This window comes from Chitinophaga sp. CF118, from assembly GCF_900112615.1.
In the GTDB taxonomy this organism is placed as follows: domain Bacteria; phylum Bacteroidota; class Bacteroidia; order Chitinophagales; family Chitinophagaceae; genus Chitinophaga.
The window spans coordinates 21,902-37,307 of sequence record NZ_FOMK01000016.1 but is presented as its reverse complement, the minus strand read 5'-3'; the positions used below and the strand labels follow the sequence as shown (position 1 = coordinate 37,307).

19 protein-coding genes are annotated in these 15,406 nt (G+C 37.6%); 13 read left to right on the top strand and 6 right to left on the bottom strand.

Annotation, left to right across the window (positions count from 1 at the left end; all coding sequences use genetic code 11):
* Window positions 1-127 precede the first annotated feature (127 nt).
* The 5 genes from BM176_RS31590 to BM176_RS31570 all read left to right on the top strand — a co-directional run bounded on the left by BM176_RS31590 (window position 128) and on the right by BM176_RS31570 (window position 3,698).
* Entirely contained in the window at window positions 128-457 is a 330-nt protein-coding gene (locus BM176_RS31590; protein WP_090108414.1) for a DMT family transporter, read from the top strand.
* Between the two features lie 298 nt (window positions 458-755).
* Complete coding sequence (locus BM176_RS31585) at window positions 756-2,192, top strand: cellulase family glycosylhydrolase (protein WP_090108413.1); 1,437 nt, start codon at window positions 756-758, stop codon at window positions 2,190-2,192.
* Window positions 2,193-2,231: 39 nt separating this feature from the next.
* On the top strand, window positions 2,232-2,690 hold the full coding sequence (locus tag BM176_RS31580; protein WP_090108412.1) for a hypothetical protein: 459 nt from the start codon (window positions 2,232-2,234) through the stop codon (window positions 2,688-2,690).
* Window positions 2,691-2,888: 198 nt separating this feature from the next.
* A complete protein-coding gene (locus tag BM176_RS31575; RefSeq protein WP_090108411.1) occupies window positions 2,889-3,281 on the top strand; it encodes a hypothetical protein in 393 nt (130 codons plus the stop codon).
* Between the two features lie 33 nt (window positions 3,282-3,314).
* The gene (locus BM176_RS31570; RefSeq protein ID WP_090108410.1) at window positions 3,315-3,698 is read left to right on the top strand and encodes a hypothetical protein; all 384 of its coding nucleotides are present in this window, start codon (window positions 3,315-3,317) and stop codon (window positions 3,696-3,698) included.
* 70 nt (window positions 3,699-3,768) lie between these two features.
* Here the strand turns inward: BM176_RS31570 and BM176_RS31565 are convergent, their stop codons facing one another.
* A complete protein-coding gene (locus BM176_RS31565; RefSeq protein ID WP_090108409.1) occupies window positions 3,769-4,506 on the bottom strand; it encodes a hypothetical protein in 738 nt (245 codons plus the stop codon).
* 68 nt (window positions 4,507-4,574) lie between these two features.
* On the opposite strand from BM176_RS31565, the gene BM176_RS31560 reads away from it, so the two are divergent.
* Window positions 4,575-4,967: a hypothetical protein gene (locus tag BM176_RS31560; RefSeq protein WP_090108408.1), complete on the top strand. Its 393-nt coding sequence runs from the start codon at window positions 4,575-4,577 to the stop codon at window positions 4,965-4,967.
* A 547-nt stretch (window positions 4,968-5,514) separates the two neighbouring features.
* Here the strand turns inward: BM176_RS31560 and BM176_RS31555 are convergent.
* From BM176_RS31555 to BM176_RS31545, 3 genes are all read right to left on the bottom strand, one after another.
* Window positions 5,515-6,108 (bottom strand): dihydrofolate reductase family protein, encoded by a 594-nt coding sequence (locus BM176_RS31555; protein ID WP_090108407.1) that lies wholly within the window; start codon window positions 6,106-6,108, stop codon window positions 5,515-5,517.
* A gap of 113 nt (window positions 6,109-6,221) precedes the next feature.
* Window positions 6,222-7,097, bottom strand: coding sequence for an alpha/beta fold hydrolase (locus BM176_RS31550; protein ID WP_090108406.1), 876 nt, complete (start codon window positions 7,095-7,097; stop codon window positions 6,222-6,224).
* Window positions 7,098-7,626: 529 nt separating this feature from the next.
* Window positions 7,627-9,132 carry a DUF1565 domain-containing protein gene (locus tag BM176_RS31545; RefSeq protein ID WP_090108405.1) on the bottom strand — a complete coding sequence of 502 codons (1,506 nt, stop codon included), beginning with the start codon at window positions 9,130-9,132 and terminating at the stop codon, window positions 7,627-7,629.
* A gap of 349 nt (window positions 9,133-9,481) precedes the next feature.
* Here BM176_RS31545 and BM176_RS31540 point away from each other — a divergent pair, with 349 nt between their 5' ends.
* Window positions 9,482-10,054 (top strand): NUDIX hydrolase, encoded by a 573-nt coding sequence (locus BM176_RS31540; RefSeq protein ID WP_090108404.1) that lies wholly within the window; start codon window positions 9,482-9,484, stop codon window positions 10,052-10,054.
* Between the two features lie 66 nt (window positions 10,055-10,120).
* On the opposite strand, the gene BM176_RS33045 is transcribed toward BM176_RS31540, so the two are convergent.
* Window positions 10,121-10,255, bottom strand: coding sequence for a hypothetical protein (locus BM176_RS33045; RefSeq protein ID WP_255373625.1), 135 nt, complete (start codon window positions 10,253-10,255; stop codon window positions 10,121-10,123).
* A 146-nt stretch (window positions 10,256-10,401) separates the two neighbouring features.
* Between BM176_RS33045 and BM176_RS32675 the strand changes: the two genes are divergently transcribed.
* Window positions 10,402-10,554: a hypothetical protein gene (locus tag BM176_RS32675; protein ID WP_177230624.1), complete on the top strand. Its 153-nt coding sequence runs from the start codon at window positions 10,402-10,404 to the stop codon at window positions 10,552-10,554.
* Entirely contained in the window at window positions 10,538-11,008 is a 471-nt protein-coding gene (locus BM176_RS31535; RefSeq protein ID WP_090108403.1) for a DUF6169 family protein, read from the top strand. The genes BM176_RS32675 and BM176_RS31535 overlap by 17 nt, the downstream gene beginning before the upstream one ends.
* A gap of 57 nt (window positions 11,009-11,065) precedes the next feature.
* Here BM176_RS31535 and BM176_RS31530 read toward each other — a convergent pair whose 3' ends face one another.
* The gene (locus BM176_RS31530; RefSeq protein WP_143097975.1) at window positions 11,066-11,347 is read right to left on the bottom strand and encodes a hypothetical protein; all 282 of its coding nucleotides are present in this window, start codon (window positions 11,345-11,347) and stop codon (window positions 11,066-11,068) included.
* 410 nt (window positions 11,348-11,757) lie between these two features.
* On the opposite strand from BM176_RS31530, the gene BM176_RS31525 reads away from it, so the two are divergent.
* From BM176_RS31525 to BM176_RS31510, 4 genes are all read left to right on the top strand, one after another.
* Window positions 11,758-12,147: a hypothetical protein gene (locus BM176_RS31525; RefSeq protein ID WP_090108401.1), complete on the top strand. Its 390-nt coding sequence runs from the start codon at window positions 11,758-11,760 to the stop codon at window positions 12,145-12,147.
* A gap of 272 nt (window positions 12,148-12,419) precedes the next feature.
* Window positions 12,420-14,783 carry a TonB-dependent receptor gene (locus BM176_RS31520; protein ID WP_177230623.1) on the top strand — a complete coding sequence of 788 codons (2,364 nt, stop codon included), beginning with the start codon at window positions 12,420-12,422 and terminating at the stop codon, window positions 14,781-14,783.
* A gap of 32 nt (window positions 14,784-14,815) precedes the next feature.
* The gene (locus tag BM176_RS31515; RefSeq protein WP_090108399.1) at window positions 14,816-15,007 is read left to right on the top strand and encodes a hypothetical protein; all 192 of its coding nucleotides are present in this window, start codon (window positions 14,816-14,818) and stop codon (window positions 15,005-15,007) included.
* 72 nt (window positions 15,008-15,079) lie between these two features.
* A complete protein-coding gene (locus tag BM176_RS31510) occupies window positions 15,080-15,271 on the top strand; it encodes a hypothetical protein (protein ID WP_090108398.1) in 192 nt (63 codons plus the stop codon).
* Window positions 15,272-15,406: the final 135 nt, after the last annotated feature.

Sequence of the window (15,406 nt, the reverse complement as noted above, 5' to 3'; positions counted from 1 at the left end):
GACGGTATCAAGCGTATGTCAAATGGGGAAGGCCCGCAATTGCCCATCTGAATCCATAACTATTCAGACTACTTCTTTAATCAATTTTTATCAAGCTTAATAATATACAGTAACAAACTTTTGACTCATGAAATATTTATATCTCGCTTTGGCCATAGTTTCGGAGGTAATCGGTTCAAGTTTCCTGAATGCCTCTAACCAGTTTACCAAACTGGTGCCAATTTTAATTACAGTGGTGGCTTATCTGGCGTGCTTTTATTTTTTATCGCTTGCATTAAAATATATTCCTTTAGGTGTTGCATATGCTATCTGGGGTGGACTTGGTATCGTCCTTACTGCTATTATATCTGTTGTTGTATTTAAGCAGAAATTGGATTTACCCGCAATAATTGGTATTGTTTTAATAGTTGCCGGTGTTATTGTTTTGAATTTCTTTTCAAAGACAAATGCGCATTAATCTTTTCAAGAGCCAGCTTATAAATTGTGTTTTCAATCGTAATTTATAAGCTGGCTAAATTGTCTAGTGATACTAAAAATTTCTATTGTATCCCCAAAAAATACATATTTATACGTATTCTCTCCCCGTGATTTATGAATTTATTTATTGCTTAATTTTCCTTTTGATTTAATAATGAGCACTATTAACTGGATGGCTCTGCTTTTATATGTAACACCTATAATGTATCGTTCTTTTAAATATGTTATTTTGATTTAAATTTGTTATTAACCATATTAACCTTCAATGCGATTAAACTATGAGAAACCTATCTGCTATTTCTGTATTATTTGCCTGTATTTCAATTAACACATCCTGCAACAAACCATCATCTGCAGTAACAGATCCTGAAAAGAATGCTCTAAAGCTTGCCGCAGCAACTGCCACCAGCATTACGGTTAACTGTTCTTCCAATGAAGGTGCTGTTAATCCGCTTAACTGGGGAGTAGGAGCACCCGATAAGTATATGTGGTGGCCTGGCAATACCGCTCTGCAGCAACGGATCAGTGATGCAAAAATAAAAATCGTGAGAGTTGGCCCTGTACAATTAGGTAACTACAATGGCCGGGATATGTACCCTGCTGTTGATAGCTGGAATTTTACAGATATGGACAAGATACTGAACAGCATCTTTGACGCTGGTGCTCAGCCATCATTTACCATTGTAGGATATCCAAAAGGAGTTGCGGAAAAGGATTGGGCAGCATATGCGCACTTTATGGAAGGCGTTATTAAAAGATATAACGTACAAAAAGCGTTGGGTGATAACCGTACTGTTAAATACTGGGAAATGTGGAATGAGTCTACTAATGAAGGTGATGGTATTCTAAACCAAACCGAATACAAAGCATTTGTTCAAACAGTTGGTAATGCGTTGAAAGCCCAGGATCCTACTATTAAGTTAATAGGCCCCGCACATAGCTGGTCCGATTTGGGTACCGGCGGTTGGGTATCTTTTGCTGCAAAAGAGCTGGAATCACAATTGGATATTCTTTCATGGCATGATTACGGTCCGGACCCTGTGAGCAGCGATGCTGAAAGAATGAACTGGCAAAAAGAGCATTATTATGATAAAATCATAGAGGGAAGAACAGGCGGCATTGGTGGGGCTTTAACAGGACCATCAGGAAAAAAATATGGCGCAGCTATCACCGAATATAATATGAGCCACGCAGATGGAGGCAGCACTTATAACCTGAAATATCACAGTGAATTTAATGCCACTTATGCTGGTAGTGCCATTATTAATGCATTGAAGGCAAAGGCGGATCTCTTTTTATTCTATAATCTTTCAGAAACAGGTACTAATCTTTTAGGGCTGTTGGATAATTCAAGTTTCGCGCCATACAAGCCATATTATACTATCTATCTGTTTGGCAACTATACCGGTACCCGTGCATTAACTGCTACTGGTGGCGCAACATCCCTTGATTATTATGCGTCAAAGGATACTGTTTCCGGTAAATATTACCTTACGCTGGTGAATAAAAGTGTAGATGGAACCACCTTTAATGTAACAGTAAATCTCAGTAACATTTCCGGTGCTACAGGAACAGTGAAGATTCGCAAGGTGGATGCCAGTACTAATCCTACCAGCAATACTTCTATAAGTTATTCAACATCGAAATTTACCTATAGCATAGCTCCTTACAGCGTAGTATCGTTTGAGGTTGCTGCTGCAACAGGTACACTATAAATCCATAGTTGACACAATTTTAACGTAGCGTAACTAACAATGAATGAAATTAAAGAAAAAGAGCTTTTTTCTAAAAGCTCTAAACTTTTGGATATTGCAGCTTACTACGACTTTGAACATTTGGATTTTCATAAATTTCTAAAAAAGTACAAATACTTTGGAGACGGAATTTATAACCCCACTGAAATACGGTTTCGGTCGAACGATTTTGCTTTCAAAGAAGTGATGAAAATTCTGGAGATAAATAAAGAATATTATTTTATTCCTGTTGATGGAGATACACTAAAAGTATATAAGGCAAATAAGCATGAAATAAACACATCTTTGTGCGAAAATTCAGAGTCTCATTTTATTATTTTAGATGATACACTGGAATGGGTATTAATCAAAACCAGCTATAATAAAATCATTGGACTCGGGGATATAATGAAGAATAAAATTAAGTCAATTGCAGCAGGTATCGATATGAAAAACGTGATGGGTATGGTGAATTGCTGATTGCTTTATATCCAGGTGGGTTATTGCGGGCTGTACCCATTTACTATTAATTCTATTTAACATTAACCTGATGCTGCAATCCTTATTCGGACAAAATACAATACTCTGTTTATCTGCCAGTTTCCTTTTGGTAATACAATTTAATTTTACTCTATGAAATACGATTTTTTTATTTTAAATTAGAGTAAACCTTGAAATATGCAACCCCAACCCCAAACCCATCAAACCCCCGTTGCTCAAATAGGTGAGCATGTAGGTATCGAGCTAGGTACCAAATTAGTAAAAGATTATTTTGATGCTTATCCTGAACAGGCCTATGGGCATGTTATCGGTAGAGCTATTATTGACAAGATCCTGGCACAACCAGGTTGTGAAGGGATTATCATTTACCCTGCTTTAAATGAAGACGGCAGAAGAACCCTCGTATATGCCGGTGTTGATGCTAAAAGAAAAGCTATCGTAAAAATACCGATAGTAAACACGGATGGAGTTATTCGATTCGAAGATGCGATTGTTGCTGACAGGTCCGATGATGACGGAGAAGATCCTATTGGAGATGCCGGGGATACCGCTATAACCATTGCATGGTAATATCAGCATTTTGTTTTGTTAAAACCTTGAAATATGGAAACAAAAACCCAACCCCCCGTTGCTCAAATAGGTGAGCATGTAGGTATCGAACTAGGTACCAAATTAGTAAAAGATTATTTTGATGCTTATCCTGAACAGGCTTATGGGCATGTTATCGGTAGAGCTATTATTGACAAGATCCTGGCCCAACCGGGTTGTGAAGGGATCGTCATTTACCCTGCTTTAGATGAAAGTGGCAAAAGAACTCTGGTATATGCCGGTGTTGATGCCCAAAGGAAAGCTATCGTAAAAATACCGATAGTAAACACGGATGGAGTTATTCGATTTGAAGATGCGATTGTTGCTGACAGGGCCGGTAATCCTGGCGACGGCGATGAAGAAGATCCTGGGGATACTGCTATAACTACTGCGTGGTAATATCATCCTTTAAAAAGCTATCAGGGTTATTAGTCCTGATAGCTTTTTATATTGTCAATCGTTATATCTTTTACTTCTGATTATTATAAAGACTCGGCTGCAGGAGCGTGATGCAGGCCTCAAAATATTGAGCCAGTTTGTTATTGATATAGGCCAGGGGTTTTACATTCTCATAAAACATGGATTGTATCTTTTCCATGGCTGCCTCATTACCGCCCAGTTCAATAATTGAATTTTCTTCCCCGCTTATTTTATCCGGTTCAAGATCATTGATATCATCCAATATCAGAGCATTGACTTTTACATACGACCAGGCTTTTATAATACGCTTTAGCAACTGTTCTTCAATAGGAATGTCGCATAAAGTAAAGAAAAAGGCATCCGCCCGGTTCAGTGCCTTTACAGGTGATCCCAGCGTATAATGTTCAGATGTTCCATTGTATAAATACAACAGCAGGTCACTGAAAAAATTGTTGTTTACAACAGCTGGTGCAAATAATTCCTTACAGGCGTCAATAAAATCTTTGTACCCGATCTTTTTTGCCTCATATTTCGACATCAGATCAAAACCATCTTCCATAAGCCGGATATGCTTTTCATCCAGCAGGATGGATTTTTCCACGCCAAGTTTATATTGCAGGTCAAAAAGAAATGGAATAATGGTATAACCTAATGAATTGGACAAATAAACATACTTTCCTTTCCAGAAATGGTTATTAGCAGGAGGGATGCGGTCTGCAAAAAACGTGGCAATATCATAATCAATACCTTGTTTATCTGCCAGTTTTCTTTTGGTAATGGGGAGCATATTAACAATTTAAAATTGTCCTAAAAAATACGATTTTTTTATTTTAAATTAGAGAAAACCTTCAAAATATGCAAACCCAAACCCAAACCCCCATTGCTCAAATAGGCGAGCATGTAGGTATCGAACTAGGTACCAAATTAGTAAAAGATTATTTTGATGCTTACCCCGAACAGGCCTATGGACATGTTATCGGTAGAACTATTATGGACAAGATCCTGGCACAACCAGGTTGTGAAGGGATCATCGTTTATCCAGCTTTAGATGAAAGCGGCAAAAGAACTTTGGTATATGCCGGTATTGATGCCAAAGGAAAAGCTATCGTAAAAATACCGATAGTAAACACAGATGGAGTTATTCGATTTGAAGATGCGATTGTTGCCGACAGGTCCATTCCTACTGGCGACGACGATGGTGGTGGTGGTGAAGGTGTTGAGGATACCTCTATAACCACTGCCTGGTAATAACAACAATTAAAAGCGGCCACAAGCTGGTTTCTTTAACTACTTGTGGCCGCTTTTATTATCTACATTACTGGAGATCTACAGCAAAAGCTATCATTCATTCCAATTCTCCTTTGTTGCATCCCACCATTCCAGTTCTTTTGTCTTACATAATCCCATCTTTTCCTGTACTTCAGTCTTTCACCAAAAGTAAAATAGAGTACCGTGCTCTTTATAAATAAGGACTGTATAAAATATCATACAGCCAGATCGTATTCCTCGTTACTACTCGACTCAAAAACATAGCCTTTAATGTAATATTCTCCTTCGATATGATAGATCAGATCACAATGGATCGCATAACCTTTAATATGAGGCAGTATAATTTCTTTTAGCAGCTTGTTTATTTCTTTTACTTTCATAACTATGATGTGACGCTGTTTTCAGGAATACCGGAAATTTGTCAATCAGTCCCTGTACAGGAGTGTACTTTAAGTGGCGAAATAGCTTTATTTTGGAGTGGTTTATCCACTCCAAAATAAAGCTATGTTTTTTATATTATACCTCCTTAAGCTCCAACAGTACCTGTCTTGACATTTCCAGCCCGCGTGTAATTGGCTATAATAACCCCTTTTGATGTAACATGGCTTTCTGTTAGTGTAAATGCTGCCGGGGTTGCGCCGTTTTCGAACAGCTTTTTTCCTTCACCCAAAATCACCGGGTAAATTTTGAGCCGGAGCTCATCCACCAGATCATGCTTAAGAAGCAGTTGAATGAGTTTACTACTACCCCAAACCTGAATGTCAACACCCTCCGAATTCCTGAGCTTTTCGATATCTGCCAGACTTTTGATGAAAACAGTATTTTTCCAATCTGATTTTTCCATGGTTTGCGACAGAACGTATTTGGTGCCATCATTGATGCCTGGCCAAAAGTCAGCATGTTGGGGCCAGTAGGGCGCCCAAATCTCAAATGTTTTTCTGCCCAAAAGATAATCTGCCGGTTTCAGCTCTTCTTTCATAATCTTTCCAAAAAGCTCGTCACCATAAGATGCTGTCCAGCCGCCGTATTTGAAGCCGCCTGATGTGTCTTCCTGGGGGCCACCCGGTGCTTGCATTACACCATCTAATGTAATCATTGATAAAACAATTATTCTTCTCATACTATTATAGTTTATTGTTTAACAAAAGCAAAAAAGGTTTTGTTATGATTCAAGGATCGCTTTCTAGATGCCCGGGCAACATCTCTTCTAATTAACACAAGATATAATTATGGTTACTTTAAAAAACTATCCAGATAACCCAATATTGTTTTGGTCTGCATCATCAGGCTGACATGCCCCTGCGAAGGAACAATGGCCAATTGCGATTTTGGCATTGCTCCAAAATCAGCACATATAGCACCTCCAAGTAGTTGATATGTTTTTATCAACTCAATTTTATCCAGGCCATCATTGTCGCCCGAGATCAGTAATACAGGCAAAGTAATTTTCGCAATATTTGTTTCACCCAAGTTGAATGGTATCCCAGCAAAAGCAATCATCTGTTCTAAGAAATTTGTCCATTTTGTTTTATCAGGTGCTACTGCATCGTATGCCGCCTTCATAGGAGTATTCGTAAAAAATTCAGGCTTCATATTTTTAAACCCATTAGTTACTTCGGGCATCCAACCACTACTTTTATAAGTAGAAGAAATGATCACTAATTTTGTTACCCGTTTAGGGCTTTGTATTGCCAACTGGTAAGCTACGTAGCCACCCATGCTATATCCTGCAACATCCGCACTGTCAACTTTTAAGTGATCCATTACTCCTTCCACATCACTTGCCAGGGTAGCAAAGTTTAATTTTCTGTCTGAAAACTGTGTGTGCCCATGTCCCTGCAATTCAATGGCAATTACTTTTCTTGTTTTTGACAATTCAGGTATTAATTGTCCCCAGTTCATCTCAATGGTCATAAAAGCACCATGCAGTAAAATGATAGGTTTACCCTCACCATATACTTCGTAATAAACTTTAATGCCATTAACAGGTACGTAGCCACTGTCGGCAGGTTTAATCTGTTGCCCGTTAGACTGAAATACTGTAAAAAAAAGTATAGCAATTATTAATACCGGTTTGAATACATTAGATCCTTTAAATACTCTTTTCATAAAACGTTATTTAAATTATTTTGAACTTATCGACAATGCAAAGATGACACCCATTTCAAGATTTAACACTGTGTAAACGCGACAATTTAGGGGGTGAATTCCGACAAAACATTGATTTTAGGTACCTTATATTTTGCAATGGATAAATTTAGAAAAAATGAAAAGGAAGAACAGTTGCTTTACTTTCGAAATCTCTTCTAACCGTTGTACTTGTGCTAAAGCCGGCCTTGTAATATTTTAAAGGGGTTGCATCAAAAATAAAAATAGGGCCTGAGAATCGCGTAAATGACTATACGTCTCCTTCAGGTATCCAAATAAAAAGAGGCTGCTCATTACTTTGAGACAGCCTCTTTTTAAAATTAACTAGCAAAAATGTTAGACATAAGAGATTGTAAAACTCCTAATACCTGTGGGTTGCTATATGCAGAATTGATATTATAGTGAATGCACAATGCTCATAAAAAATAACTGTATCAGGTAGTACCACCGTCTCCATTAGCGCAGAAAAATGGTCAAAAACCTGACTTAATTATTGTTGATAAGCACCCATACTGCTAACATTATTCTTCACCAACGGCAGACCGTCTTTATCAAGCTGTGTAACATCTGTAATCACACTAATGTTTGCTATATTACGGGAAGGACTGCTACTTTGCAGATGGAAATCACTTGTATTTACAAATAAAGGATCTTTATTAATGGAGTGTGCATCCTGTTTAGCACCTGACTGATAAGCGGTAAAGCTGGAATAGCTTTTACCAGCCCATTGTACAGTCACAGTACCTGTAGGTGTAAACCATGTGTTATAGTCAAAACGGTTGTTCTGCTGAGGACTGATAGATTCTACATAGAAAAGCAATCTCGCATTGGTATAGAATATATTATTCGAGATCACGCAATTGGATGCTTTTGTCATTGCAATTTCTCCGGAGGATGCGTCTGTACTGTTCCGGTAAAAAGTATTGTTGATAATAGTTGCGTTTAGTACCTGTCCGCTGGTACCTGAATTGTAACCTCCAAGTGCCAGACCAGTTTCCTTGTTTCCCAGCAGTACATTTGCAACTACGGTGATATTGGAAGCAGAACCATTTTCTTCGGCACCTACTTCGATACCGTAACCGTTAGCTTTACACCAGTTCCTTTCAATCTTGATATCACGTGCGCCATCTACATAGATACCAGCACTTGTAGCATAGTTAGAAACGTTATCATGGCAGTTATTCAGACTAACAACACCATTGCGGGCCTGATCAAGAGATGCTGTGCTGCTTACACCATAGTTACCAATTAATGCAATACCAATGTTGGTGTTGTTATACACATCACAATGGGTGATGCGGAAACCATCGATGTTACCATCGAGAGAAATAGCCTCGCTGAAGCCAGTGATGTTGTCGAATACTTTACAGCTGTCAATACGGATGTTGCTAACTGCATTGGCCTGAGCCTTACCTTCTCCGTAGATGATAATACCTTGTGCATTATCATTGCTTCCGGGAGTTTTAGTACGCTGAGTAGTCCATGCTACTTCAGATACGTTTACATGATTCAGCTCAATATCTGTTACACTGCCTGTTGAAGTTGCAGAGATCAGGATACCCTGGGCATCTTTTTTAGTTACCTTACCAACATTCAGGCCATAGAGGCGAATATGGCTCTGGTTTTCGATCGTTACAATTGCACTATTGGCACCGCCCTGTTGGATATAGGCTGCGGCATCGGGAGAGCCGCTGAAAGTAATCGGCTGGTCGGCTGTTCCGGAAACATTGATTTCCAGTTGTTGCTGGTAAACACCTCCGGCCAGATGTACGGTAGTTCCTGGTTTGGCAAGGTTAGCTGCTTTTTGAATTGTTTTAAAAGCTTTCGCCGCTGATTTACCATCATTGGAGTCACTACCAGTAGGGCTTACATAATAATCCTGGATTGCGAGGGCTGCTGCTTTGGATAAATAGGCATTGCTTTCGAGTTGCTCCGGGTTTTTCGAACAGGATGTGAGAACTATTGCACATGATGCTACAATAAACAGTGGTTTCATAATGGTTAAATTTGTTAATTTAACATCAACGTGCGAAATGCCTAAGAAAGTATATCTACTATCTCCAATTTTAAAATATATGCATGAAAGTTATTCAGGGGTATTTATTTTTTAAAAGCTATTTTATTGAGTATCTGATCTCTACGGTTTAAAAAGGTTCCGCTAACTTCAATTGTTTTTATACCCAGGTCACATATCCAATTATTAAGTATATCATTTACCTTGTACCTAAGTTTTGGTAAATCTGCTTTCTGGTTGCACTTCCGGGTCAACCCTGTGGTGTTTGGACGTAGATGGGAGATGCCATAATAAATTTTATCACTATTATATTATCACATTATTCTTAAACATGCAATACATTACCTCCTTCCTTTTGTTTCTTTTATTGTTTAATGATGCTGCTGCCCAAACAAAAGCTGACAGTATCAGCCCAATGTTTCCCAAAGTTATTATTACCAATAACAAGCAAGAGATATTACTAGCATTCGACAATAATAGAAAAGCTTATGAATTGCCAAGTATCGGATTTATAGAAGGTCCAATATCTCTCAGAGAATATATGAGCCGTACGGCTACAGAAATTGGGATTACTTGCAAGTCTTTCCGATTAGGCGGAATGTTTACCTACATCTTTCCGAATAAATACAGAACATTTATAAGACCATATTTTATCATGCAAATGGATGCTTATTCCAATGGGCGGAGCTTCAGTGATTCTTCCTATAAATGGTTTTCCCTGGCAGATGCAGTAAAAGCCATTCCTTACCCTGCATCTGCTCAAATTCTACAAAGGGTAATAACCCAGCCAACATATATTTGGGCAGCAACATTTGAGGAATATGGCTATACTAATCCGGTTGATCCTGAGAAGATTAAATTCAGAATACTGGAGGACTTTTATAAGCTGAACGAAATACCATGAGCCCGAAGCATGACCTGGGCTATTGATGTTCCCGAATTTAGCAAAGGCAGGAGTAGAGGCTTTCGTTCAGGATGCTTTTGCCATCAGGTTGCCATTGGTGGTGGTAATTCTGCCCAGGCAATAGTCATTGGTCCAGCTACCGCTGGCAGAGTAAATGATGTTGACTGTATTGTTGCTAATCAGCGAAGTTGGAACCTTCATTCACTGTAGGGGTAATATATTAAATAAATTAATTTATATCTAATTGTTTTTCACATAAAATTAAATTCCCTTTGTTGGAAAACAGAATATAAAAAATATTTTTTCACACATTTTTTTTGGGGAAAAGTGTTTAAATTTGTATTGTCATGAAAGAAAAAAAACCTATAAATAGCAAAAAAAACAAAAGGGAGAATCCTTTTGCTAAAATGATCCGTGATAAGGAACGGATCAAGAAAGCTATTGCTAAGGGTATCCCTTTGTCCTCTCTCAAAGATATAGAATTTGTACACCCCGTATGAAGTAACCTTAACTAAAGAAGGATACGAGTTTACCACAGATACAGAAATTGTCTATAAGCTATATTTCAGCAGTTATTATCTCACCGATGAAGCTGGTGAAGATGTTAAAGTTTTGTCATTTGGCTTTTATAATGTACCTGAAACCGTTCACATTAAGGATCCTAGGATTAAGGAGACTATAGTTGGTTTTATAAAGGATTTTTTTGATAAAAATCCAGATATCGGAATGTTATACCTCTGTGATCAAAAAGGAGATTTGGCTAGGCAGAGAAGAATTATTTTTGGAAGTTGGCATCGTGAAGTTAAGAACGAAATTGAAAAGCATGATTGTAAGGAGCATCATGCCAGACAGGGATACTATTCTTCTTTATTGATTAGATCAGATAATCCATTAAAGCAATACTACATTGATGCTTTTTATCGGAATCTCGACGAATATCTTGGAGAAGGGTGAAAACAAAGGTAAAGCTGTCCTGATGATTCTTCCGCCCTATTTATGCATAGCTACATATCATTTATTTGCAGTCATCCAACCCAGAATGTCATATTTATCTTTGCGGTTGTTATATCTTAGCCTTATATCAATATCCTGATAATCTGTATGAATGGTTAGTATGTAATCAGCTCGGTTATCGCCATACGGATATCTTAAATCGCCTTCTCTTACTTTCAACTGATAAGATTTTGCATGGGCTTTTATAAGTGCCACTTTCTGCACCAGGTGGTCTCCAAGTATAACAACATCGGCCACTTCCCTGGTTTTAGGATTTAAAGTGTCCAGCTTTATTATCATTTTTCCTATGTTTATTATCCTTTTTTCACTGCCTTTAAAAGCATCACAGGCGTTTAGGAAGAACAGAATGACCAATATGGTATTTAGTTTATACATTCCAACTATCTTATCGGGTTTAAAGCTTGAATAAACTATTAGTTTTATAACAACAATATTAATCAATTGGCTCCTCAAAAGCAGTATAGGACATTTTTATTGTCTGAATTAAAATAAATAACAAGTGCGGTCAGAATTACTACAATAAAGATTAACACACAAAAACTCCTTTTTTCTATACATTTCAACTTAATGATAAATATATTCCTGTTTATCATTAAGTTTTCTTTTGGTAATAGGGTGCAAGTTTACAACCTATTATTTCTCCCAAAAAATACGGTTTTTTTATTTTAAATTAGGGAAACCTTCAAAATATGCAAACCCAAACCCAAATCCCCGTTGCTCAAATAGGCGAGCATGTAGGTATCGAGCTAGGTACCAAATTAGTAAAAGATTATTTTGATGCTTACCCCGAACAGGCCTATGGACATGTTATCGGTAGAGCTATTATGGACAAGATCCTGGCACAACCCGGTTGTGAAGGGATCATCATTTACCCAGCTTTAGATGAAAGCGGCAAAAGAACTTTGGTATATGCCGGTATTGATGCCAAAGGAAAAGCTATCGTAAAAATACCGATAGTAAACACAGATGGAGTTATTCGATTTGAAGATGCGATTGTTGCCGACAGGGCCGTTCCTTCTGGCGATGAAGATGGTGGTGGTGAAGGTGTTGAGGATACCGCTATAACCACTGCATGGTAATATCAGCACTTTAAAAGAAGCTACCAGGTTTGTTAGTCCTGGTAGCTTTTTATATTGTATTACTGGCTCCCCTCCAGGAATTTAACCCCATCCGGAATAAGCTTCATCGAACCGTTACCCCTTCTTCATCGAAAAATCGTGTATACTCATCGAAGTCGTTTTCTATTCATGGGAATGTTTTAGAAATTCAGTTCAGAAAGGAATAACTGCTTCGACTGCATAGGCATTACAAATTTTATTCGATGAAAAATATAGTCTTTTATTTGGTGTTTATGGTTTTTGCTATAGGGGCTAGCGCTCAGGCAGTTTCTGTTGCAGGAAGGGTTATTGATGAAACTGGGCAGCCGGTTGCATTTGCCTCTGTTGTTATATTAAAAGGCTCTTTAGTTATTGGAGAAAAAATTGCCTCTGAAGATGGCAGTTTTAAATTAATGATTGATAGTGTGGGCAGGTATGTAATGAAAATCAGGCATACATCTTACGTAGATTTTTCAAAGGAAATACAGCTACAAACTTCACTGGATTCGGAAGTAATTGTTTTGAAGAAAAGCGAGAAACAGTTACGCGAAGTAACAATAACGGCCAGTAAACCCTTCGTAACGAGAAAGATAGATCGTGTTGTAATGAATGTGCAGGATAATGCCATTGCAACAGGAAAATCTTCTATCGACTTATTCCGTTTGGCTCCCGGAGTCTTCATAAATAACGGCAATATCTCTATTAATGGAGTATGGGGAACCCGTGTAATGGTTAATGGAAGAATGCTTAATCTCAAGGGAGATGATTTAAAGAACTACCTGGCCAATTTAAAATCAAATGATATTAAATCCATAGAAATTATAGCTCATCCTCCGGCAGAATATGATGCAGAAGGTAGTGGTGGTATTATTAATATCGTGCTGAAGAAAAATCTGAATAGTGGCCTGAATGGTTATGTAGGTGCAGATTATTCTATTGGAATAGGAAAATACCCCGCCTATCGGCCTTATCTGAGTCTAAACTACAGAAAGAAGAAAGTAGGGTTAAGTGGAAGTTATTCCTACGGATGGGAGAAAAATTTTCAGGATATTACCCAGGAGAGGAGCTTTACTGATAATGGACAGTATCATTCTGCTACATCTTCAACCGGGTTGCGAAATTCGAATAATGTGAAACTGGGTGCCACCTACGATATTAGTAATAAGCAATACATTGCTATTGATTATACCGGCCAGTTTGGGTCATATAAAGATACCAGTCATTCAGTAACAAATATAGATTATCCGCTTCATCAGAATAATACCCTTTCCGATGGGATATTCCCTTCTTATACAAAAACGAAGTTTTCCAATATAGGCCTGAATTATGGTATCACTACAGATTCTTTAGGCTCTAAATTTACCCTTGTTTCGGATTATACCTATAATGATAGAAAAGGGGTGAGTGGAACCTATAGCAAAACATTTGATTTCAATAATACCGTAATTGAAGACACTGTTTTTAATTTTCTGTATCCCAGTATTGCAAAAATATTTACGGCAGATGTGAAGTATAACAAGATGTTTAAAGGGGGAATGGGACTGTCTTTCGGAGGAAAAGCTACCGTTACTGATATTAATAATGAGAATTCCTATCAGAATTACAATAACGGTGAATGGGGCAAGATACCCGGTCTTGGATTTAATTATAAATACAGTGAGAAGATATATGCGGGCTTTGTTAATTTTAATGGAACCGTGGCGGGTGTAGAATATAAACTGGGACTACGGGGTGAAAACAGTGATATTGCCGGCACCTTAGCGGGTGGTGAGCAGGATACCGTTATAGCACGGAATTATTTTAACCTTTTCCCGTCAATCTTTTTAAAGAAGAATCTTAATAAGGACGAAAGCAATTCTCTTACTCTTTCTTATAATAGACGAATTAAGCGTCCTTCCTACTTTGAGTTAAATCCATATAAATATTTTATTGATAATTACACCATACAAACGGGTAATCCCTTTTTGAATCCACAATTCACCAATTCTGTTGAGCTGGGCTATATTTTTAAAAGTCAGTATTATATTGGCTTAAGCTATTCTCATACAAAAGATGTTATTAACCAGGTAATTGAGAACGATCCTGCTCTCAAGCAAATGACAATATTGCGCAAAAATACAGGCAGTAATACTGTATATACCGGCACATTCAGCATTCCTGTTAAAATAACTGAATGGTGGAATACCAGTAATAATCTATTGCTAACCTATACAGAATCTATTGCACCTGAGTTTTCTATTAAAGAAGGATCATTTGTACTGCAAACCGAACAGGATATTAGTCTGACTAATGGATTTGGTATAAATCTGAACGGGCTTTATACGCCGAAGGTTGTTACAGGTAATATTGTTACCGGACGTATCGCAAGTGTTGATTTGGGTATACAGAAGAAACTGATGAAGAATAAACTCACTGCAAAGGCATCAATAAGCGATATTTTTTATACCAATAATTTTAAGGCAACCAGCTATTATAATGAATCTGTTATCAGGATAAGACAGAAAGAACAAAGCCGCGTTTTTTCACTTTCGTTGGTGTACAGTTTTAATCTGGGAAAATCCTTTAAGTCGAAAGAAACAAAAAGTAGTAATGCTGAAGAGAAAAGCAGGTTGAAATAAAATGTTTGTTGAACACTTTCAAATTTTAAACTATGTCCACAGAAAAAAAGTCAGCTAATAAGAAAACTGCTAAAGATCTTGATTTTGAAAAATTGAATGAAAATGAAGAAGGTAAGCTAACAGGAGGTTTTTCAGATGCAACGGAAGTCCAAAGCGCCGATGATGGTGGGATTATTCTGAACATGTCTAAATGTAATTGCCCTTATACGCCTACTACAAACTAAATATTTCTTTTAACAATATGGGGATGCCGAAAACCATTATAAAGAGTAGGCTCAAATTTCAAATTTAAAGCTATGTCTACAGAAAAAAATTCACCTATTGAGAAAGCTGCTAAATCTCTTGAGTTTGAAAAATTGAGTGAAAATGAAGCAGGCCAGTTAGCAGGAGGTTTTTCAGATGCTCTTAATGACGAAAGCGCCGATGATGGTGGAATTACAATTAACTTTTCCAAATGTCATTGTACTTCTACGCCTACTACAGCATAGGCATAGCAGTTTTAACCCGGGAAATGTCTTTAATTAAAAAGAGACAGGAAGTAGCAATGCTGAAGAAAAAAGCAGGCTAAACTAAAATATTTGTTTGTTACAATATGGGGATGCCGAAAACCATTATAAAGAGTA